Origin of the sequence: Bacteroides sp. OM08-11 (assembly GCF_003438665.1) — a bacterium.
GTDB lineage: Bacteria > Bacteroidota > Bacteroidia > Bacteroidales > Bacteroidaceae > Bacteroides > Bacteroides cutis.
In genome coordinates this window covers 673,755-695,010 of the sequence record NZ_QSTJ01000001.1, presented here as the reverse complement: position 1 = coordinate 695,010, position 21,256 = coordinate 673,755, and the positions used below count along the sequence as shown (strand labels likewise).

The following is a 21,256-nucleotide window of genomic DNA, read 5'->3' as shown; positions in this document are numbered from 1 at the left end:
TTTCTATACCGATTTAAACAAGAATAACACCCTATGATCAAACGACACTATCACAATTGGAAAAATAAAAGGGACACTGCATCACGCGGCGTCCCATCTATCTTAGTTAGTTTTTTATAAGATTTTGAGAGAATTGAAACTTCACAGCCTCAGTTTGTTTTAATAAAGCACACTAACTATATTTATGTTTAAAGCAAATGAAAATGTTATTTTAAAAAGTAAATGAAAACATCTATTTTTTGATTCCTTTCTCCTTTTCTACACGTTTTAGACTATCCATTATCTGCTTTTCGTGCGTCACGTTGATATCTCCCGAAAGGGCAACCGACGGAGCAGAAATCTGTTTACCGATAGTATCAACTGCAGCGACCTCTTTCACATCCGAAAAAAATGAATGTTGCATCACATTTCCCAATGAAAGTACTACTGCCACTACTGCAGCAGCTTTGAACAATGGCATGAAACGTGCAATCAATGTCATACGTCTTGCCTTGACTACCGGTACCTCAATCTCAGCAAGTACCCGTGCATCAAAATCTTCACTCAATTGTTCTTCTTGCTGAAGTTGTTGATATACAAACAAATCTTTGTAACGAAGCAAATGCTCAGGCACATCGTTTTCCTTAAAAAAAGCACGCAACTGCGCTTCCTCCTCCAAAGAGGTTTCACACTGCCAATAGCGCTCCAAAAGTTGTTCTATATATTTAAAGTCCATAACTTTCTATATTAATAAACTGTTGCTTTACTTTTTGCCGTGCCCTAAAAAGATTCACCTTTACTTGTTCCTCTGTCAAATTCAGGACTACTGCAATCTCTTTATAACTCTTACCTTCAATATCCCGGAGATGAATTACCAACCTTTGTTTCTCAGGAAGTCCATTTATCAACCGATGTATCAATGTCATCCGTTCTTTAGTTACCAACCGTTCGTAAGGGCTCGATGCATCAGCAGCTTGTTCCATATCAGGTGTCAACTCTACGTTCTGGGCATCTTTCTTTTCGCTACGGTCTATCGCCAAATTTCTTGTCACTGTCAAGCAATAGGCTTCTACAGAACCGAACTGCGACCACTCATCACGCTTATTCCACACCCTGACCAACGTTTCTTGTACAACGTCTTCCGCTTCTGCCCTATCAAATGTAATTCTTAGGGCTAACCGAAAGAGTTTATCCTTCAGTGGGAGAATGTCATTACGAAAGCTGATTTCTTGCATCTCTAATTAGTTGACGGTTATGTATACAGAAAGTTACAGGCAAATGCCATTTTTTTAAATTATTTTTAGGAAAGAAATAAAGGGGAAATGATAAAAAAGAGAAATGATGAACGAAGAATTTAGTTACGTTATGCAAACATACCGCAAGGTAATTCTTCATTCTTAGTCCTTCATTAAATTGTCATTTATCACACTATATGCGTTCCTCCTTCTTGTCCGATGGCTGAAGCTAAAGTTATTACGACCTCAGACACTCCGGCATTTATTGCTTCAAATGAGTTTTCCAATTTTGGGATCATCCCGCCTTGGATTACTCCCTCCGCCACATATCGTTTGAACTCCTCGGATGTAATGTGAGGAATAACACTATCATCATCATTTTCATCACGCAGCACACCCTTCTTTTCAAAGCAAAACACCAACGTAACGTCAAATAGTCCGGCCAACGCTTTAGCGGTTTCTCCTGCAATAGTGTCAGCATTCGTATTCAGCATATTTCCATGACCGTCATGTGTCAATGGAGCCATCACAGGCACAATTCCTTTATGTATAAGATCACCCAGAAAAGCACCATTCACTTCTTTGACGTCTCCGACAAAACCATAATCTACTTCTTTGACAGGACGCTTCATCGAACGAATGACATTCATATCGGCACCAGTCAGTCCAAGGGCATTGACCCCCCGTGCCTGTAAACCTGCCACAATATTTTTATTTACTAACCCGCCATATACCATCGTCACCACTTTCAATGTTTCGGCATCGGTGATACGACGGCCATTTACCATTTTACTTTCAATACCCAACTGAGTAGCCAACTTTGTTGCTGAACGTCCCCCACCGTGTACCAAGACTTTATAACCGTCAATAGTGGCAAAATCATCCAGTAACTTAAGCAGGGTTACTTCTTCTTCTACAATTTTACCCCCTACTTTTATTACAGTAAGTTTCTCTCTCATTATCAATTGCCTATTAAATAAATTATTCCAAATAAGTGTATCCGTACAACCCTGAGCGGTAATTAGATAAAAATTCCTTTCCTTCTTCCAATGAAATACGTCCTTCTTTTACAGACTGTGTCACCCAAGTTTCCAATGTCCGCACAAGTTTTTTAGGACTATATTGTACATAATCAAGTACCTCAGCTACCGTTTCGCCATCAATCACCTGCTCAATGGCATATCCTTTTTCACTCACTGACACGTGTACGGCATTCGTATCACCAAACAGATTATGCATATCGCCCAAGATTTCCTGATATGCACCGACTAAAAATACACCTACATAGTAAGGCTCTTTACTCTTCAAGGAATGTACCGGCAAATAATGCGATACATTCTTAGTTGATATGAAATTAGCAATCTTACCATCCGAATCGCAAGTAATATCCTGCAAAGTAGCTGTCCTTTCAGGTTTCTCATCCAGACGTTGAATAGGCAGAATTGGGAATATTTGGTCTATCGCCCAAGAATCAGGCAAAGACTGAAAAAGTGAAAAGTTACAAAAGTATTTATCTGCCAACAGTTTTGGAAGACCACGAAACTCATCCGGCGCATGTTTCAATCCACCGGCTATCTGGTTCACTTCACGCATAATGGACCAATACAGCCGTTCAATCTTTGCCCGCGTCTGTAAATCCACAATACCATGACTGAAAAGATCAAGTGCCTCTTCACGGATTTGCTGTGCATCATGCCAAGCTTCTAACATTCTATTCTGATTCAACGTATCCCAAATGCCATACAACTCTTGCAAAAGTTCATGGTCGTTTTTCGTCACTTCTTCATCATCGTCCCATTCGGGCAAAGTCGCCGTTTCCAGTACCTCAAAAATTAATACAGAGTGATGTGCCGTCAACGCACGTCCACTTTCCGTAATGATATTTGGATGAGGAATACCGTTTTTATCACTAGCATCGACTAAAGTAGAAATGGAATCATTGACATATTCCTGAATAGAGTAATTCACACTGCCTTCGCTATTGGAAGAACGGGTTCCATCATAATCTACACCTAGACCACCCCCGATATCTACAAATTCCACTTTAAATCCCATGGCATGCAACTGCACATAGAATTGTGAAGCTTCACGCAACGCCGTCTTGATACGACGTATCTTCGTCACCTGACTTCCGATATGGAAATGTATCAGTTTCAGACAATCTTGCATACCTTTATCTGCCAGAAAATCGAGTGCTTCGAGTAACTCACTGGAAGACAAGCCAAATTTACTTGCATCACCTCCAGAGTCCTCCCATTTACCACTTCCTGATGAGGCCAACTTAATGCGAATGCCAATATTAGGTTTTACATTTAATTGCTTCGCCATTTTGGCTATCAACTTCAACTCGTTCAATTTTTCTACTACGAGAAAAATACGTTTACCCATTTTCTGGGCAAGCAAAGCAAGTTCTATATAACTTTCATCCTTATATCCATTACAGATAATCAATGAATCAGAATCCATGTTGATGGCAATCACTGCATGTAACTCAGGTTTAGAACCAGCCTCCAATCCGAGATTAAATTTCTTTCCGTGGCTGATAATTTCTTCGACCACAGGACGCATCTGGTTTACTTTAATAGGATAGATTATAAAATTCTCCGCTTTATAACCATACTCTTCGGCAGCCTGCTTGAAACAACAGGAAATTTTCTCAATCCGGTTATCGAGGATATCAGGAAAACGTATCAACATGGGAGCAGTTACATCACGCAATTGTAACTCGTCTACCAATTCTTTTAAATCGACGGCAACTCCATCCTTACGAGGTGTCACCACTACATGACCTTTGTCATTGATACCAAAGTACGAAGTGCCCCAACCTGTTATGTTGTACAGCTCTTCTGAATCTTCAATACGCCATTTTCTCATTTTTCGTTACTCTGCTATTTAGTAGTTTCTATTATAAAAGGGGATAAAAATACATATAAATCTAATATATCATGCTTTTTTTATTGAAAAACGCACATCTACAATGGATTAAAGGCATAATAATGTACGCAACCGTTGTACGGATTCTTCTATCTGCCGATGACTTTCCAGACGTCCGGCATCAAAACGATAATGGGCTTGCGAATAAAAAGGAGAGCGCTTCTCCAAAGCCTCTACAATGAATATACGTAATTCTTCATCTGTCTTTCCTCGCAGGATAGGACGTTGTTGAGTCCCCACTCGCAAACGGTTGAACAACACATCGGGATGTACATCCAGAAAAACCGTATATCCATGCTTATTCATGAATTCCATATTATCAAAGAAACAGGGAGTCCCCCCCCCTGTAGAAATAATAACATCTTCAAATTCTGCCACCTCATGCAGCATATTTCGCTCCAATTCACGGAAAGAGGCCTCTCCCCGCTCAATGAACAATTCACGAATAGATTTGTGAAAACGTTCCTCGATGTACCAGTCCAGATCAATGAATGACACATTCAGTTCGCGGGCAAAAGCCTTTCCTAAAGTTGTTTTACCGGCACCCATATAACCGGTCAAAAAAATACGTATCATAATTGCTTACCGTTTGCAGCCAATTTCATTTTGAGGGCAAAGATAGGCAATTCTATGCTGAGAACACTATCCGATCAGAGGAAAATTTTTATACGTTTACTCAAGTCCTGAAATTCTTTTTCATCTGGTTCGGCCGTTGGTGTACCAAATGGCATTTCAGCAATCAACATCCAACTGTTCGGTAAATTCCACGTACGACGTACCTCCTCGTCAATCAGAGGATTATAATGCTGCAAAGAAGCACCTAAACCGGCATCTTCGAGCATAGTCCAAATGGCAAACTGGTGCATGGCAGAAGTGTGTTGTGACCATGTGGGGAAATTAGTGCTATATGTAGGAAATACATCCTGCAATTTCTTAACTACATCTGTATCCTCAAAATACAGAATAGTACCGTGCCCACAAGCAAAGCAACCATTAATTTTCTCTTCCGTCTTTACAAATGCCTCAGGAGAAATACGTTTCTTCAGAGTCTCTTTCACAATATCCCACATTTTTTTGTGTTCATCTCCCAATAATAATACTATTCGCGTGGATTGTGAATTGAAAGCAGACGGTACAAATTTGACAGCCGTACGAATAATATGTACTACTTCTTCATCCAATACTGGAGAATCACTGCCAATAGAATAATAACTGCGCCGATGTTGCAACGCTTCTGCAAATGTTCTTCTCATATATTCTTCTTTCTATTTCATTATCATAAACTTATCTTTATATAGGAACAAACATACCGGCAGAATTGTTCTTCTCCTCCCAATGTTTAGATAAAAGGACAAAATTCAACGTTCTTATTCCTGAAGTTCTTATAAACAATTAAACTATCTAATAACCCTATAAAATGCTATAACAGGATTGTCAGTAGCAGTATTATATTTACGGAATAATTCAGGATAATCTTTAGGTTCTTTACATAAGGCGTAGTCAATCGTTTCCGGAGTTATAATTCCCCAAAATTTCCCTTTATAAACTCCGTCAATTAATCGGAAAAGCGGGACTGATTTACCTGCTTTATCCGTCAATCTTTTACCACAATATATTTGTTTCTTCTGAACCAAATCATACAATACAGATTGTAGAAAACCACTTTTAGAAAATTGGAAATAAAGAAGACTATCACACTGATATATACATCCCAACCCTATAGAATAATTAGACTTTACCAATTCCCACTAAATTAGAATTCTGTCTCAGTAGCAAGTGTACAAACACAGCCATAAAACAAACTGTAACTCCAATAATAATTTTCTTTTTCACGACACAATTTTTAAATAAAATATTTAGATTGTAGAATCTGATAATATTCAATAGTAAATTGGGAAATTTCTTGTTAGTAATAACATTGGTTCATCATATATAAAAAAGATTCCAATTCATACCGCTAACCAATTAAACCCAATGATACAAAATAAACGAATAATCAATCTTTAACCAAAACTTAAGGCTGACAAAGTCTGACAATGGATATTTTCCAACCTTCAACAAATCTTTTTATTACAGTAAATTCATACCTTTTTCCGATGAAATGGGGTAAAATCAAACAAGACGAAAAGTTGTTCTGTTTTGCAAAATTTATTTGTAACTTTGAGGCTAATTATGAAGAAAGAGAAATATTACGTCGTTTGGGCAGGCTTTTCACCCGGTATTTATGATACTTGGACCGCATGCCAACTGCAAACCAAAGGGTACAATGGTGCGAAATACAAATCATTTGACACTCTTGAGGAAGCACAAAACGCATTTGTCTGTTCTCCTTATGCATATTTAGGGAAAAACACCACCTCAAGCACCAAAGCATCCAGTTCCAATGGAACAAGAATTTCTTCCGTCAATGTCGTAGAAAATAGCTTGGCGGTAGACGCCGCTTGTAGCGGAAATCCGGGAGCGATGGAATATCAGGGCGTACACGTAGCAAGTCGTCAACAGATTTTCCATTTTGGTCCTATGTATGGCACCAATAATATCGGTGAATTCTTAGCCATCGTACACGGTCTTGCCTTGTTAAAGCAGAAAGGATTTGATATGCCCATATACAGTGACAGCGTGAACGCCATCAATTGGGTTAAACAGAAAAAGTGCAAAACCAAACTGCCACGTGATGCCAAAACCGAAGCACTTTTTCAGTTGATAGAACGTGCTGAAAAGTGGTTACGAGAAAACTCCTACAGCACACCTGTCTTAAAATGGGAAACCAAACAATGGGGTGAAATTCCAGCTGACTTCGGACGAAAATAAATCCGATGAGGACATCCTTTTCTCCCGACTTACCTTCATCAACCCAACGATTGCATATCATTCAATCTTTTGTAATAGCCATTCTTCTCCAAGAGTTCTTCATGTTTGCCACGCTCCACAATTTTACCCTCATACAACACACATATTTCATCAGCATTCTTGATCGTAGAAAGACGATGGGCAATAGCAATCGTGGTACGCGTTCTCATCAAACGTTCCAAAGCCTCCTGTACCAAGCGTTCCGATTCCGTATCGAGTGCCGATGTAGCCTCATCCAGAATTAATATCGGCGGATTTTTCAAGATGGCCCGTGCAATACTGACCCGTTGACGCTGACCTCCGGACAACTTACCACCACGGTCACCGATTGTCGTGTCATAACCTTGTTCCGTCTCCATAATAAAATCATGCGCATTAGCAATCTTAGCCGCTTCAATCACCTGTTCCATGGTAGCATTCTCCACACCGAAAGCTATGTTATTGAAGAATGAATCGTTAAACAGGATAGCCTCCTGATTGACATTACCAATCAAGCCACGCAAATCGGATACCTTCACATCCTTAATGTTGATGCCGTCAATCGTAATAGCACCCTGTTGTACATCGTGATAGCGCGGCAACAAATCTACCAACGTCGATTTTCCCGACCCAGACTGTCCCACCAATGCTATAGTTTTTCCTTTCGGCACCGTCAGATTTACATGGTGAAGTACCTCACGTGTACCGTAACTGAAAGAAATATCCTTGAATTCGATCTTATCTTTCATTATCTTTAAAGGTACAGGATTGGTAGACTCTTTAATCGGATTTTCAGCCTTCAAGATCTTATCCACACGCTCCATGGAAGCCAAACCTTTCGGAATATTATATCCAGCCTTTGCAAAATCTTTCAGAGGATTGATGATACTATACAAGATAACCATATAAAATATAAATGTCGGCGCTTCAATCGAAGAATTCTCTCCCAAAATCAGCATACCTCCAAACCATAGCACCAATACGATCAGTAATGTCCCCAGGAACTCACTCATCGGATGTGCCAACGCCTGACGCATAGCCACCCTATTATTAGCATCCCGCACTTCATTACTACACTTCACAAAACGGTTAATCATTTTATCTTCTGCAATGAATGCCTTGATGATACGCAATCCACCTAAAGTCTCTTCCAGCTGAGACATGGTATCACTCCACTTGCTCTGAGCATCCAACGATTGGCGTTTCAGTTTCTTTCCAACCTTTCCCATCAACCATCCCATGCCCGGAAGTACTAAAAGAGTAAACAATGTCAATTGCCAACTCGTAATAAGCAATGTCGCAAAATAAAGGATAATCAAAATCGGATTCTTCATCAACATATCCAGCGAACTTGTGATAGAATTCTCAATCTCACCCACATCACCACTCATACGGGCTATAATATCACCTTTTCTCTCTTCCGAGAAGAAGCCTAGCGGTAAGCGCAGCACCTTGGAATACACCATGATACGAATATCACGCACAACTCCTGTACGCAAAGGAATCATCACCGCCGAAGAAGCAAAGTAACAACCGGTCTTCAGCATAGTCATAAAAGCCAAGAATAATCCCATAAACAACAAGGTCGTAGCCGGACCATAAATCTCAATCAACTGAGTGACATAATAGTAGAAATTATTCACAGCTACATCTTTCAAACTGGCACTTCCCCACTCCATATAATGATATACCGCATCATTTGCTCCCGTTTTAAAAAGGATATTCAAAATAGGAATTAATAAAGTAAACGAGAAGACATTGAATACAGCGGATAAAATATTAAGCAAAACAGCCCAACCTATGTATTTTTTATAGGGCGACACAAAACGCCGCATCAATTGTATGAATTCCTTCATTGCTCGTGATTAAGTGAATTAAGAGTTTGCAAAGATAAAGGAAAACTATTGAATAAGAAAGAGTTCACTACCTAAAAGAAGTTATTATTGATTTTATAAAACATACAGATATACAGTAATACTCAGGAGTGATACATATACACTTCAATCGATAACTATCCATGTTATATTGACACAAGATTATTTCGTTTGGAAAAGTACTTGGTTTAAAACCCATCAAATAAGCAGTAACATTCCTTTTATCACATAATATTTTAATTTAAGAAAACTCAACACAGGAGATTTCTTGTACAGCCGGACAAGTTTAAAGAGCCTTCCGTATAGTTTTTCCGACAATTGCGGATATTTATCTATCGCACAAACAACTCGCCTTACATCTGAAAAAGTCCTCTCAAACCTTTTTCGCCGAATACTAACTTGAGCTGTTTCTATATGCAAAATAGCAAACTTCTCTTCAAATCGGTTCCAATATCCATATTTCTGTACATAATCTTCAATCCAGAGTTGATAAGCTCTATAATCATTATGTCGTTTACAGGCAATTTCCTGACGATAGGATATTGAATAAGGATTAATATTATAATTAACTGTCGTTTTATTTAATGCCACGATCTTAGGATCATGAAATAAAAGTTGTGTCATCCAAATGGCATCTTCACCAAAATTAATACCGGATACAATTTCTACTCCGTAATCATAGAATAATGTCCGCTTTTGAAAATGAGACCACAGGCACCAATATCCTCTACCATCCAATATCTCCCCAAAATAAGATATGCCATTCATCTCATCGAAAGCCAAATAGACAGATCTTTCTTTCTCAGCCTGTGGACGACAAAAATAAAAAGAGGCAACCACGATATCAGCCTGTGATTTTTCCGCACATTCCACCAAATCAGCCAATGCATCGGGCAATAATGTATCATCTCCATCCAGATACTGCACATATTTACCTTTTGCAATATCCAATCCATTTTTACGTGCCCATGCAGCTCCTTGATTTTCTTGTTCAATAATAGTAATATGCGGATAATCATGAAAACATCTGCGTACCACCTCTATAGTTCCATCTGTACTTCCATCATTCACAAGTATAATTTCTTTATTATCATACTCCTGCTCTATCACACTACGCACACATTGTTCTATATAATGTTCAACGTTATAGACAGGAATTATAACTGATACCAGAGGTTTAGAAAAAGCCATAAACTTTATATTATTAATCAGACAAAATTGAAATACAAAATTATATGATTAATTTCATTAAAGACAGTCAAAACAATAAATAATAGTAAAAGCTATCCAATCTCATAAGTTCTTTCTAATTTTGCTCAATCAATAAAATATAATATGTATGAAAATTGGTATACTCTATATCTGTACCGGCAAATATGACATCTTTTGGAAGGATTTTTATTTAAGTTCAGAAAGTCACTTTTTCTCAGACGATCCTAATTGTATACGCGAGTATTATGTATTTACAGATAGCAAACTTTTATTTGGAGAAAAAGAGAACCAACATATACATCGGATTTATCAAAAAAACTTAGGATGGCCCAACAATACGCTGAAAAGATTTCATATTTTCTTGGAAATCAAAGAGCGATTACTCAAAGAGACAGATTATTTGTTTTTTTGCAATGCAAATCTCCTTTTCAAACAAACTGTAGGTCTTGAAATATTACCACCTGCTATCGGCAATGGTTTGGTAGGTACCCTACATCCCGGTTTTTTCAACAAAAATAATAATGAATTTACATACGAACGTTCCCCACATTCTACCGCCTATATAGCCGAAGGAGAGGGAATATATTACTATGCAGGAGGATTTTCGGGAGGCAAGACAAAAGAATATATCAAACTATGTGAAACCATTAAAAGAAGAATAGACCAGGATCTTCAACAAAGGTTCATCGCCGTATGGCACGACGAGTCACATATAAACCGTTATTTTCTGGAAAATCCTCCTACTACATTGTCACCGTCTTACCTTTATCCAGAAGGTAGCATACTACCATTTGAGGAGAAAATCATGATACGAGATAAAAGTAAGAAAGAATATGGTGGCCATAAGTTTCTCAGAAAAAAAGATTCATGGCTACACCGTTTAATCAAGAAACTATAGGAAAACAGTATTTTGTAACAACTCTTTGTAACGATATTCCAGTTTATCATCACAAAGTATCACTACTTTTTCCGGACTATCCTGCAATAACGCACCATATTTACCTAATGTACCTTTACTAGTTATCTGATGCTTACAATGAGCTATCAGAAATAAATCCATATAACCCCTATCGGAACCATTTATGTCCACTACCTTACATTCATCAGTAGAAAGCTTCAAATAGGGTATAAGTTCATCAGCCACCCATTCCGGTTCATCCGAGAAGAAGAAAAAAAATGAATTCTCAAACTTTCTTATAAAATAATCAACCGCTCTTTTATAATATTCTAAAGTAGGAGGCATACCATAATCATATTGTTCCACTTTCAAGTCCCCCCTACGAACATGTACCCCTACAGAGTAAGGTTGGGAATCTATTTCATTACACATCCGCATATTATCTGCATCAAGTACCCCCGAAGTCATTCTGAAAAGAAAATGAAAAGCCGGTAACCACACATCAGCAGGAAGAAGATAATATCCTCCTAAATAAACGGGCGGCACTTTCTCCAAAAACGAAAAATCATCAATTCTTGCCGTCGTATTGTTTCCTATATAATGATATTTCCGTCTATACACCCCTATTTCTGTTGGAGATGCCACATTAAACTCCAAGTAAGGGAAAGCTTTCAACAAATCAAAATTACGTACAAACTTACGGTCTTTGTCTAGTCCTAATTCATCATAAAATGATAAATCATAGACTACTTTGTATCCACATTCCGCATATAATTGCCCTAATAAATACTGGTGCATCTGCGAGCAAACTCCACCATCTATCAGAACCACAATCTTAGGAGCTATCAACCCGCCCTCCAACAATCTTCTATAAATACTTTCTTTCCATTTCCTAAATATCTTCATAACCTACTTTTTTCTTCGATAACTTTTCAGTTTTTGATACCCTAACCAATGTGAAAACCTATATAAAGCTACAAGTCTACGTTCTCTTCTTGTCAACGCCTTAGAGAATTCAGGATAAAGCTTGATATTGGCAATAAGGTTTCTCATCTCCTTATCAACATCTTCTATCTTTCTCCAACCAAATTGTGTTTGAACAGCTTTCAGATGAAAAAAGGCAATTTCTTTCCTTAAGACATCTACCAATCCTTTCGTCCGCATAAAATCGTTAAACCATTTCACGTACCCTTTAAAGTCTTCATATTTAACATCATCAAAATTATCAGAATGAGACATCGATGATGAAGTAAAATTATAATCAACTACCTCTTGATAAATCGGTACTACTTTTCTTGCATAAAAAAGTAATTGAGTGGAAAGAATGACATCTTCACCCAACGAAATATCAGGACGTTCTATAGGGTTTTGATATAGAGAACGTAAATGAAATTTGGACCATACACACCAATGTGCTTTCCACATCATCACGTTTCTTAGATAATCTATACCAGACAATTCATCAAAAATAAAAAACAAGGATTTCTGTAAAGTTCCATCCCCACAATAAAAGAAAGGAGCCACCACTATATCTGCATTTGTCTCTTCCGCTTTTTTCACCAAATGCTCTATTGCCCCTTCACGTAAGATATCATCACTATCCAAATATTGAATGTATTTTCCACTGGCAACTTCCACACCGGCGTACCGTGCCTGTACTAAACCTTCATTAGCCGATTTATCAATCAAAACGATACGAGGATCCCGAATAACATAACCTTCTATAATACTTTTGCTGTCATCACTACTACCATCATTTACAACAATAATCTCTAGATTAGAATAACTCTGGGTGGTGACACTTTTGATACAAGTATCCAGTGTTTTCTCACTATTATAGGCTGGTATCACAACAGATACCAAAGGTGTAACTTCCATTTTGCTATTTCTTTATATATCTATGATAAAGTCTTTTATACCATTTATTTTTACTTCGTTCCCGACGTTCTTTGAACCAACTCAAGTCATGCAAAGCCGTTAAAATTCCTCCATAATAAGAAATATACAGTTCTTGGTGTTTAGAGTACATATAAGCTTCTATCTGAGTTGCCGTCTCTTTTTGTGAAGCCAAAATAGTCATAGAACATTCCTTAGTACGATAATAAAATAGAGGCTGAGGTATTTGATACACTAGACTATGTTCATCTAGGAGACGGATAAAAAACTCCCAATCTTCATATCCCTTTCGCATGTTTTCATCATAACCACCAATTCTCAACCAATCGTTTTTTCTAAAAATTGATGAGCAAAAGAAAGCATTCCTTACAAGAAGGTTTCGGTATCCCCTATACCTTAAATCCCACGGTTCATTTATTTTTCCAAACATAACCCCAAGACAATAAACCACTTTCAACCGTGGATTTTTCTCGAAAGCTTTCATCGCTTCTTCAAGATATTCAGGTTTTATGATATCATCAGAATCCAAAGGCAAGATAAATTCTCCCTGAGCTTGTTCAATTCCCCTATTTCTAGCTGCCGGTAAACCTGCATTTTCCTGATACACATAATGAATTCGAGAATCCATTAACATATATTCCCGGGCAACAACTTCCGTATCATCCAGAGAACCATCATTCACTATTATAATCTCCCAATGTTTGTACGTTTGTGACAGTACAGAGTCCAATGTATCAGGTAAAAATACTGCCTGATTATAACATGGAACTACAATGGAAACAAGTGTATATCCCTTATCCCTCATTTTACTCATGCTAATTTATAAAATCTGTGTCCCTTAACTCCCAATCTAAGTAACAACTTAAAATAGAACTCATCATAATGAGCCAGCATCCTTTCAGGAAAAGAAGGTTTATAAGTCGAAAAAAGAGTAATTTTATTTAAATAGAAAAAGTACTTTAACCGCAAAGGATGTCTGCATGATTTCTCCCAAGGCTTCGGCTTCCATGAATAATGTATAATTACCGGATTGAAAAGAACTTTTTTCATTTCTTTTGAATTCATTTTTCGCCACTTTTTAATGACATAATAATGATAAAAAGCCTCTTCTGTATTCCACTTCCGAGAAACATGTTTACACTTATCATGTAACAACGCATTCAACACATCTTGGTCATGTGTCTTCAGTTTGTCAGAATGTGAAGACATATACTCCAAGAAAGCATTAGTCAGATTATTATCCCGCCAATACTTCAAGTTTACCAATAAGACCCCGGCATTAAAATAGCCATATTTCGCATCATACCCCAATCTCTCAAAAACATCCGGAGCACAACTATTCAGTTCATCTACAGCCGCTAAAGCATAATTGTCTAACAGCATCCCCCAAAATTCCTCCAAAGAACCATCTACAACCAAATCACAATCCAAATATAAAACTCTATCTAAATTATCAGGCAACAATCTAGCCATAAGCAATCTGTGATAAATTGCCATTGTATAATATCCCATATTTTTCATGGAACAAGAGCCAAACTCAGAAGAATCTACTTGATAATAATAGAATATACCTTGATAAGATTCAACCAAATTCCTTATGATATTCTGATTTTCAGGAGCCATCTTTTCTGAAAATAAATGGACTGAATGCTTACCTCTCCTGTTATTATCAAAAAAAGATACCAGCATGCAACAACATTGCTGAACATAATTATTATCTATGGTACATAAAATATCCATAATGTAAGAATTAAAACTTTCAATTATCAATCAAACAACTCATAGACTTTCCGCATCACCTCATCCGCTTTAAAAATTTCAGAATGCAAAATAGCTTTCTTTGCATACTGCTGTCTCAATTGCTTGTCATTTATCAGCTTTTTTAACCCTTGATATATAGAATCATCGTCATACCCAACCAATACACCATATTCACCCCCATCCAATAACTCAACAGCACCAGCCGTAGGAGTGGCTACTACAGGAATACCTAAACACATCGCTTCGCAAATAACCAATGAAAAACCCTCAGACCGAGAAGTGCTGACATATATATCCGATTCTTTCAAATAAGGATATGGATTACTCATAAAACCTAAAAAAGAAACGATATCTTGTACACCCAACTCACAACACTGCTTTTTCAACTGTTTTTCTTCCCCTCCTTCTCCTATTATCTGAAAATGAATGTGATAACCTTCTTCCTGAAAGCGTTTTGCAATACGAATTATACGATCAAAAGCCTTCACCGAATTTAATGTACCTATAGAAGTCACTGTAAAACAAGGATGTTTTATATTTTCCTCTGCCGCTAAACTTTGAATACGAACCGCATCCACAATATTATAAATGCAAGCTGAAAGAACAGATATTTGAAACTTTTCGAAGAAGTTTTTCATTGCCCGTTGAGACACGAACACCACTTTATCCATATGGGCATAACAATCCTTTTCCGATCGGAAATTCGGAAAGGCAGATGTAGTCCAATGATAATTCAACAAATCACAGTGAACCCATGTTACATTAATCTTCCCTTGTCGCCTTATCAAGTTATGCAAAAGCAATGAACGCCCCTCCAGAAAAGAAATTATAACATCATAATACTCTGTGACTTTTCTTTTCAACTGATACTTTAGCATATATGAAAAATGAAACCTTTTATAATATCTAAACGCTTTACGGCAAAGTGAATGATTCTCTTTGTATAGAGCAATCAAAGTTACTTTTTCAGGGATATTATTTAGGTAAATTCCTTCCAGATAGCCCACACAGAGAGAAACATCATAGCGGGTATAATCAAAACGCTCCAGTAGATCTATCAAAGCCTTTTCCGCTCCTCCCCCTCTTAGGTTCTCAATTATAAACAGAATTTTCTTTCTCACAACAATAATATATACGAATTTTGCAAATATAGACTAAAAAAATGAATAGATTGAGTATTGTTTTAAAAATATAGAGTACCTTTGTAATTATCAACCTAAACTGAGCTTTTTGAATGTACTAATGTGTCTTAAAAAACAGAGTATGATAAAGCATGCTTATTTAATCATTGCCCATAATGACTATCCTGTATTGGAAGCTCTTCTATCAATGCTTGATGACGAGCGGAATGACATTTATCTATATATAGATAAGCGTTCCTACTCGTTGCGGAAACAAGCGGAAGCTTTTCAAACAAAAAAAGCCGGCTTTTATATTATTAAAGATCCCATCAAACTGTATTGGGGTGACGTTAGTTTGGTAAAAGCGGAATTTACCCTTATGGAAACAGCGGTAGATAATGGAGATTATGCATATTTTCATCTTTTGTCTGGAGCTGATCTAGCTATCAAAAGTCAAGACTATATCCATTCTTTCTTTCAAAAAAACGCAGGAAAAGAATTCGTCAATTTCTGGCAAGGGCCAGAACAACAAAGAGATTTGGAGCGTAAAATTTTCCGGTATTATATTTTTACTAAAAGTATGAAACGCAGTAACAACAAGTGGCATACCATTACAGCCCCATGTCATAACTTGCTGTTAATTACTCAGAAGCTTATCCATTTCCGCAGAAAATGTGAAGTGGACTTTAAAAAAGGCTCTCAATGGTTCAGTATTACCAAAGATTTCTGCCAATACCTCATTAAACAAAAAGAATTTGTACTCAAACGGTTTAAGTACACTTTATGCCCTGATGAGATATTTGTACAAACCATTTTATGGAATTCTCCCTTCAAAGCCAATATTTACAGCCTCGACGAAGACCATGGAAATATGCGCTTAATAGACTGGAAGAGAGGAGCCCCCTATAATTGGCAGAAAGGAGACTTTGAAGAAATATCCCACTCAGACGAATTGTTTGCCCGTAAGTTCAGTTCCGACCAACAGGAACTGATTAATCGGATAGTAGCAATATATTCAAAGTAAAAAGAAGTATGAAACAATACGATTATCTAATTGTCGGCAGTGGCTTATTTGGAGCTGTATTTGCACACGAAGCGCATAAAACCGGAAAGCGGTGTCTTGTTGTAGAAAAGCGTTTGCACACAGGTGGAAATATTTACTGTGAAGAAATAGATGATATACATGTCCACAAATATGGCGCCCACATATTCCATACTGATAATAAGGAAGTATGGCAGTATGTAAACCATTTTGTCGAGTTTAATCGTTACATTAATTCACCGATAGCTAATTATGAAGGAAAGTTATATAACCTTCCTTTTAATATGAATACCTTTTATCAGCTTTGGGGAGTACGTACTCCTGATGAAGCCAGAGCCAAGATAAAAGAGCAGTGCAAAGAATACGAATACATCACCAATCCCCGGAATCTGGAAGAACAAGCCCTTAAACTTTGTGGAAAAGATATCTATCAACGCTTGATAAAGGGATATACAGAAAAACAATGGGGACGTGCGGCAACAGAACTTCCGGCTTTTATTATTAAACGTATTCCTTTCCGTTTCGTTTTCGACAACAATTATTTCAACGACCCATATCAGGGTATTCCTATCGGAGGGTATAATCGCCTTATTAACGCTTTATTAGAGGGCATTGAAATCCGTATAGGGGTAGATTATATAAAACACCGTCAAGAATTGGATGCTTTAGCCGAAAAGGTTCTTTACACAGGTTGTATAGATGAGTACTTTAGTTACGTTTGTGGATCTTTGGAATATCGCAGCCTGCGCTTTGAGCATAAGCGCTTAAAAGATACCGATGATTTCCAAGGAAATGCAGTTGTAAATTATACAGCACGCGAAATTCCTTATACCCGTATCATTGAGCACAAGCATTTTGAATTTGGCAAGCAACCCTCAACAGTCATCACCTATGAATATCCTGATGACTTTGAAAAGGGGAAAGAGCCCTATTATCCTGTAAATGACGAAACCAATACTAAAATATTCAAAAAGTATCAAGAACTTGCACAAAAAGAGAAAAACGTATTATTCGGAGGGAGATTGGCCCAATATACATACGCCGATATGGATGATACGATAACGGAGGCATTGAAATTATGGACAACTGAACTATATCAGTAAAATCATTCTCGCACGAAAGAATTTAGAAAACAATTTCTTCATAAGGAGCATTATTAATTTTTGCTGCTCTTTTAGCAAAACCACTACGATACATGTCCCCTGTCTGAAGAAGGTATATTTTCTCTGCTTTCGACAACATAAGTAAATCTATAAAAGACTTCATATAGACTTCATATTCGGCTTCTGAAGTATAATCCATGTGAACTACTTTTCCCGGGATGATTGAGACATAATTTTTCTGTTTCTTTATAGTCTCCAAGAAAGTAATACTATCAGAAGTAACTAATATCTTTTGTCCAGAATGATATAAGACATAAAGTTCTTCCACTTTATTTATACATTTCTCAATTAATTCTTTTTGTTTTCGTACAGATAAAATTTGATAACCATCTTCTTTAAAATCTCCTAACAGTTGTTGAAACCTAAAAACCATCGCGATATATGGTTCACTAATATGAGTGACTTGAACAGAAAGAGCCTCTTGTAATCGGAATGTAGGTCTAAACAAATCTGAGAAGTTTTGTGAAAACCGACTATCTGCAAAAAGAGCATTTGAGTAAATATGCAGTTGTCGTTCAGGATACTTAGAAATCAAATGGTTCAAATACAAACGATGTAATTTGTTCGGTAAGAGTTTCACCTGAAGTAATACCGGTAATGCCTCTTCAGGATGGTATGAAATTTGTTTGTCCGTAATTCGCCAATCATATCGGTTAGGTTCAAAATAGTCTTCCAATTTAAACGGATAAACATAATGCAGATAAAAAGGTATACCCTTTTCCTTACAATAATCATAAACCGTTACAATTCCCCTGATGCGATCTGCGAGCCCCCCATGCACGCATCTCCCATCTACCATCATCACAATCTGCAATGCCTCAATACCTATTTTTTTTATACTCGTATAATGCAAGTCCAACATTTTTCTTTCTTCTTCATGAAAACCTCCGGACAATCTGTAGACTCTAATCACTCCCTCTACAAACTTTATAATTTTACGAATATTCATTACTTAATTAACCTTTAAGTGTTTTTTAAACGTTCGTTTAAAAAACATACTTTTCCTTTACCTCCCGAGATGTATAATCGTCTATATTTATAACCATCAGAGATTAGTCTACAATAAGAATAAATACCGTTTTACCATAAATACCGAAAAAAGGCTGTAAGTTTTTTTTGGATATAAAAATAACTTATATCTTTGCGTCTATTAAACGAACGTTTAAAAAACGCCATAACACATGTGTAAAACAGCCCTTTTAATCATATACAACCACCGATACGACCAGAATATAGGTCGTCTTGAAAACATATACAGAAACCGCTTTTCACACATATTCCATATTGTCCCGTTTTATGACGGCAATCTGCCGAATGTAATTCCTGTTTACGAGTCCTCCTATTACTTTTCGGGATACCTGAGCCAAGCATATACGCATCTCAAGCCAATGGGATTTACACATTTCTTTGTAGTTGCCGACGATATGATTATCAATCCCATTCTAAATGAAAGAAATCTATTGAGTGAAATGGGACTGGCAGAAGACGAATGTTACATAGATTATATCATAAAAATGCAGGAACTGGACCATCCATGGCGGCAAACCGAAGCGATGAAATACGTTGTGAAACAACGTGGCGTAGAAGTCTGCAACATCCTGCCTGCCATAGATGAAGCCAAAGCACAATTTGATAAATACAATATACCTTATTCTCCCATCCCGCTAAGGCCTTTGATAGAAAGGCACTTTAAATATATCTTCAAGTACATGCGACACTTCCACAGAAGATGTTTGGCTTACCCCCTTGTAGGTGGATATGCGGATATATTGGTACTCACGAGTGATATGATGGACAAATTTACGCTTTATTGCGGTGCCTTTGCCGCTACAAGCTTATTCGTAGAATTTGCAATCCCTACAGCTCTGGTACTCTCCACAGACAAGCTAAAATTTACAACAGACCTGAAAATGAAATCAGGAGTCATGTGGCCTCCCCAGGATAAAATCTTTGCAGAAAAGTATAATTATAGCTTGTCCAAACTGGTAGAGAATTACCCCCAAGACACCTTATACTTCCATCCTGTAAAACTTTCAAAATGGAAATAATATGAAAATAGCTGTCATAGGTGCCGGTGTATCCGGTCTGTCCATCGCCCAAATGCTCAAAGACAATCATGATACCGTTATTTTTGAAGCCGATTCACGGGCGGGAGGAATAATAAAATGCGACTCCATCAATGGGAACCTTTTTCATCGTACCGGCGGGCACGTGTTCAACACCAAACGCCAAGATGTATCAGACTGGTTTTGGAAACACTTTGATAAAGAAAAGGAATTTACAAAAGCACAACGCAACTCCGCCGTCAGCATGGATGACGAAACTATCATTCCATACCCAATCGAAAACCATGCCTATAAGTTGGGGGAGAACAAGCTAAAAGCAATCATAAACGATTGGCTTACAATCGCCAAACGCCAAGATAAAGAACCTGCCAATTTCGAGGAGTTCCTCCGTTACCGCTTTGGAGAAACCTTATATGAACTATATTTCAAGCCTTATAACTATAAAGTCTGGCGAAGAAGCCTGACACAAATACCTCTTTCATGGTTAGAAGGTAAACTGCCCATGCCTACTGTGCAAGAAATGATATACAACAACATCAACCACATCAAAGAACAGTCTTTCGTACACAGTTCCTTTTATTATCCGTTAAAAGGAGGTTCACAATTTCTTGCCGATCGACTGGCCGAAGGGCTATCAATCCGATACAACACTCCGGCAAGCCACATAGAACGCACCGGCAAACAATGGAGAATTGATGAAGAAGCTTTTGATAAAGTTATATTCTGCGGAAACATCAAGAAATTACCTTCAATACTCAAAGGACAAGTCAATATCCACACATACGAGAAATTCATTGACGGATTAGAGTCTCACGGCACCACCAGTGTTTTCTGTGAAATATCTCCCAATAACTATAGTTGGATTTATCTGCCAAGTAATAAACACGAATCTCACCGTATCATTTGTAGCGGTAATTTCTCTCCCAACAATAACGTTCAGGGAGTAGTTACCGCCAGCATTGAATTTACCGATTTTATATCTAAGGAAGACATATTGGATAACCTTCGCCGTATTCCATATCACCCGAAATACCTGACTCACCATTATGAAAAATACACCTATCCTATCCAAAGCAATACTACCCGTGAAATGATAAACACATTGAAAAAAAATCTTCAAAAAGAGAATTTCTATCTATTAGGACGTTTTGCCGAATGGGAATATTATAATATGGATGTTGCCATAGGCGCTGCTCTGGACTTAAAAAAAATACTATAAAGAGGATTAATACTTATATAAAATCAT

The 21,256-nt window shown here is 37.4% G+C and carries 20 protein-coding genes; 6 read left to right on the top strand and 14 right to left on the bottom strand.

Going from position 1 to position 21,256, the window contains the following annotated elements; genetic code table 11:
- Nucleotides 1-232: 232 nt before the first annotated feature.
- From DXC10_RS02625 to DXC10_RS02600, 6 genes are all read right to left on the bottom strand, one after another.
- The gene (locus tag DXC10_RS02625; protein ID WP_101542184.1) at nucleotides 233-715 is read right to left on the bottom strand and encodes a hypothetical protein; all 483 of its coding nucleotides are present in this window, start codon (nucleotides 713-715) and stop codon (nucleotides 233-235) included.
- Nucleotides 705-1,214, bottom strand: coding sequence for an RNA polymerase sigma factor (locus tag DXC10_RS02620; RefSeq protein WP_101542183.1), 510 nt, complete (start codon nucleotides 1,212-1,214; stop codon nucleotides 705-707). The genes DXC10_RS02625 and DXC10_RS02620 overlap by 11 nt, the downstream gene beginning before the upstream one ends.
- A gap of 188 nt (nucleotides 1,215-1,402) precedes the next feature.
- On the bottom strand, nucleotides 1,403-2,173 hold the full coding sequence (gene argB, locus DXC10_RS02615) for an acetylglutamate kinase (RefSeq protein WP_101542182.1): 771 nt from the start codon (nucleotides 2,171-2,173) through the stop codon (nucleotides 1,403-1,405).
- Between the two features lie 22 nt (nucleotides 2,174-2,195).
- On the bottom strand, nucleotides 2,196-4,088 hold the full coding sequence (gene speA / locus DXC10_RS02610; RefSeq protein WP_101542181.1) for a biosynthetic arginine decarboxylase: 1,893 nt from the start codon (nucleotides 4,086-4,088) through the stop codon (nucleotides 2,196-2,198).
- Nucleotides 4,089-4,196: 108 nt separating this feature from the next.
- Nucleotides 4,197-4,724 (bottom strand): shikimate kinase, encoded by a 528-nt coding sequence (locus tag DXC10_RS02605; RefSeq protein WP_101542180.1) that lies wholly within the window; start codon nucleotides 4,722-4,724, stop codon nucleotides 4,197-4,199.
- Nucleotides 4,725-4,798: 74 nt separating this feature from the next.
- On the bottom strand, nucleotides 4,799-5,401 hold the full coding sequence (locus tag DXC10_RS02600) for a nitroreductase family protein (RefSeq protein ID WP_101542179.1): 603 nt from the start codon (nucleotides 5,399-5,401) through the stop codon (nucleotides 4,799-4,801).
- A 919-nt stretch (nucleotides 5,402-6,320) separates the two neighbouring features.
- Between DXC10_RS02600 and DXC10_RS02590 the strand changes: the two genes are divergently transcribed.
- Entirely contained in the window at nucleotides 6,321-6,959 is a 639-nt protein-coding gene (locus tag DXC10_RS02590; RefSeq protein WP_101542177.1) for a viroplasmin family protein, read from the top strand.
- Nucleotides 6,960-6,997: 38 nt separating this feature from the next.
- On the opposite strand, the gene DXC10_RS02585 is transcribed toward DXC10_RS02590, so the two are convergent.
- Nucleotides 6,998-8,833, bottom strand: coding sequence for an ABC transporter ATP-binding protein (locus DXC10_RS02585; RefSeq protein WP_101542176.1), 1,836 nt, complete (start codon nucleotides 8,831-8,833; stop codon nucleotides 6,998-7,000).
- A gap of 216 nt (nucleotides 8,834-9,049) precedes the next feature.
- Nucleotides 9,050-10,042, bottom strand: a complete 993-nt coding sequence (locus DXC10_RS02580; protein ID WP_101542175.1) for a glycosyltransferase family 2 protein — start codon at nucleotides 10,040-10,042, stop codon at nucleotides 9,050-9,052.
- A gap of 148 nt (nucleotides 10,043-10,190) precedes the next feature.
- On the opposite strand from DXC10_RS02580, the gene DXC10_RS02575 reads away from it, so the two are divergent.
- Nucleotides 10,191-10,961 (top strand): family 6 glucosyltransferase, encoded by a 771-nt coding sequence (locus DXC10_RS02575; protein WP_101542174.1) that lies wholly within the window; start codon nucleotides 10,191-10,193, stop codon nucleotides 10,959-10,961.
- On the opposite strand, the gene DXC10_RS02570 is transcribed toward DXC10_RS02575, so the two are convergent.
- From DXC10_RS02570 to DXC10_RS02550, 5 genes are read right to left on the bottom strand one after another with little or no spacing between them, the layout of a single operon-like run.
- Nucleotides 10,956-11,867 carry an alpha-1,2-fucosyltransferase gene (locus tag DXC10_RS02570; RefSeq protein ID WP_117737289.1) on the bottom strand — a complete coding sequence of 304 codons (912 nt, stop codon included), beginning with the start codon at nucleotides 11,865-11,867 and terminating at the stop codon, nucleotides 10,956-10,958. The genes DXC10_RS02575 and DXC10_RS02570 overlap by 6 nt on opposite strands.
- A gap of 3 nt (nucleotides 11,868-11,870) precedes the next feature.
- Nucleotides 11,871-12,839: a glycosyltransferase family 2 protein gene (locus tag DXC10_RS02565; protein ID WP_117737288.1), complete on the bottom strand. Its 969-nt coding sequence runs from the start codon at nucleotides 12,837-12,839 to the stop codon at nucleotides 11,871-11,873.
- A gap of 4 nt (nucleotides 12,840-12,843) precedes the next feature.
- Nucleotides 12,844-13,671, bottom strand: a complete 828-nt coding sequence (locus DXC10_RS02560; protein WP_101542171.1) for a glycosyltransferase family A protein — start codon at nucleotides 13,669-13,671, stop codon at nucleotides 12,844-12,846.
- On the bottom strand, nucleotides 13,668-14,597 hold the full coding sequence (locus tag DXC10_RS02555; protein WP_101542170.1) for a glycosyltransferase family 8 protein: 930 nt from the start codon (nucleotides 14,595-14,597) through the stop codon (nucleotides 13,668-13,670). Before DXC10_RS02555 ends, DXC10_RS02560 begins: the two co-directional genes overlap by 4 nt.
- A 26-nt stretch (nucleotides 14,598-14,623) precedes the next feature.
- Nucleotides 14,624-15,739, bottom strand: a complete 1,116-nt coding sequence (locus DXC10_RS02550; protein WP_117737287.1) for a glycosyltransferase — start codon at nucleotides 15,737-15,739, stop codon at nucleotides 14,624-14,626.
- A gap of 145 nt (nucleotides 15,740-15,884) precedes the next feature.
- On the opposite strand from DXC10_RS02550, the gene DXC10_RS02545 reads away from it, so the two are divergent.
- Nucleotides 15,885-16,763 (top strand): beta-1,6-N-acetylglucosaminyltransferase, encoded by an 879-nt coding sequence (locus tag DXC10_RS02545; RefSeq protein ID WP_101542434.1) that lies wholly within the window; start codon nucleotides 15,885-15,887, stop codon nucleotides 16,761-16,763.
- Nucleotides 16,764-16,771: 8 nt separating this feature from the next.
- Nucleotides 16,772-17,884, top strand: a complete 1,113-nt coding sequence (gene glf, locus DXC10_RS02540) for a UDP-galactopyranose mutase (RefSeq protein WP_101542168.1) — start codon at nucleotides 16,772-16,774, stop codon at nucleotides 17,882-17,884.
- Nucleotides 17,885-17,906: 22 nt separating this feature from the next.
- On the opposite strand, the gene DXC10_RS02535 is transcribed toward glf, so the two are convergent.
- Nucleotides 17,907-18,893, bottom strand: coding sequence for a hypothetical protein (locus tag DXC10_RS02535; protein WP_101542167.1), 987 nt, complete (start codon nucleotides 18,891-18,893; stop codon nucleotides 17,907-17,909).
- 232 nt (nucleotides 18,894-19,125) lie between these two features.
- Here DXC10_RS02535 and DXC10_RS02530 point away from each other — a divergent pair, with 232 nt between their 5' ends.
- Complete coding sequence (locus tag DXC10_RS02530; protein ID WP_147331290.1) at nucleotides 19,126-19,992, top strand: hypothetical protein; 867 nt, start codon at nucleotides 19,126-19,128, stop codon at nucleotides 19,990-19,992.
- Nucleotide 19,993: 1 nt separating this feature from the next.
- The gene (locus DXC10_RS02525) at nucleotides 19,994-21,229 is read left to right on the top strand and encodes an NAD(P)/FAD-dependent oxidoreductase (RefSeq protein WP_117737285.1); all 1,236 of its coding nucleotides are present in this window, start codon (nucleotides 19,994-19,996) and stop codon (nucleotides 21,227-21,229) included.
- Nucleotides 21,230-21,256 lie beyond the last annotated feature (27 nt).

Excerpts from the sequence above, each read along its gene's own strand:
- speA (WP_101542181.1), bottom strand. The coding sequence starts at position 4,088 with ATGAGAAAATGGCGTATTGAAGATTCAGAAGAGCTGTACAACATAACA.
- DXC10_RS02575 (WP_101542174.1), top strand. The coding sequence starts at position 10,191 with ATGAAAATTGGTATACTCTATATCTGTACCGGCAAATATGACATCTTT.
- argB (WP_101542182.1), bottom strand. The coding sequence starts at position 2,173 with ATGAGAGAGAAACTTACTGTAATAAAAGTAGGGGGTAAAATTGTAGAA.
- DXC10_RS02620 (WP_101542183.1), bottom strand. The coding sequence starts at position 1,214 with ATGCAAGAAATCAGCTTTCGTAATGACATTCTCCCACTGAAGGATAAA.
- DXC10_RS02535 (WP_101542167.1), bottom strand. The coding sequence starts at position 18,893 with ATGAATATTCGTAAAATTATAAAGTTTGTAGAGGGAGTGATTAGAGTC.
- DXC10_RS02530 (WP_147331290.1), top strand. The coding sequence starts at position 19,126 with ATGTGTAAAACAGCCCTTTTAATCATATACAACCACCGATACGACCAG.
- DXC10_RS02590 (WP_101542177.1), top strand. The coding sequence starts at position 6,321 with ATGAAGAAAGAGAAATATTACGTCGTTTGGGCAGGCTTTTCACCCGGT.
- DXC10_RS02600 (WP_101542179.1), bottom strand. The coding sequence starts at position 5,401 with ATGAGAAGAACATTTGCAGAAGCGTTGCAACATCGGCGCAGTTATTAT.
- DXC10_RS02570 (WP_117737289.1), bottom strand. The coding sequence starts at position 11,867 with ATGAAGATATTTAGGAAATGGAAAGAAAGTATTTATAGAAGATTGTTG.
- DXC10_RS02555 (WP_101542170.1), bottom strand. The coding sequence starts at position 14,597 with ATGGATATTTTATGTACCATAGATAATAATTATGTTCAGCAATGTTGT.
- DXC10_RS02560 (WP_101542171.1), bottom strand. The coding sequence starts at position 13,671 with ATGAGTAAAATGAGGGATAAGGGATATACACTTGTTTCCATTGTAGTT.
- DXC10_RS02580 (WP_101542175.1), bottom strand. The coding sequence starts at position 10,042 with ATGGCTTTTTCTAAACCTCTGGTATCAGTTATAATTCCTGTCTATAAC.
- DXC10_RS02605 (WP_101542180.1), bottom strand. The coding sequence starts at position 4,724 with ATGATACGTATTTTTTTGACCGGTTATATGGGTGCCGGTAAAACAACT.
- DXC10_RS02565 (WP_117737288.1), bottom strand. The coding sequence starts at position 12,839 with ATGGAAGTTACACCTTTGGTATCTGTTGTGATACCAGCCTATAATAGT.
- glf (WP_101542168.1), top strand. The coding sequence starts at position 16,772 with ATGAAACAATACGATTATCTAATTGTCGGCAGTGGCTTATTTGGAGCT.
- DXC10_RS02625 (WP_101542184.1), bottom strand. The coding sequence starts at position 715 with ATGGACTTTAAATATATAGAACAACTTTTGGAGCGCTATTGGCAGTGT.
- DXC10_RS02525 (WP_117737285.1), top strand. The coding sequence starts at position 19,994 with ATGAAAATAGCTGTCATAGGTGCCGGTGTATCCGGTCTGTCCATCGCC.
- DXC10_RS02585 (WP_101542176.1), bottom strand. The coding sequence starts at position 8,833 with ATGAAGGAATTCATACAATTGATGCGGCGTTTTGTGTCGCCCTATAAA.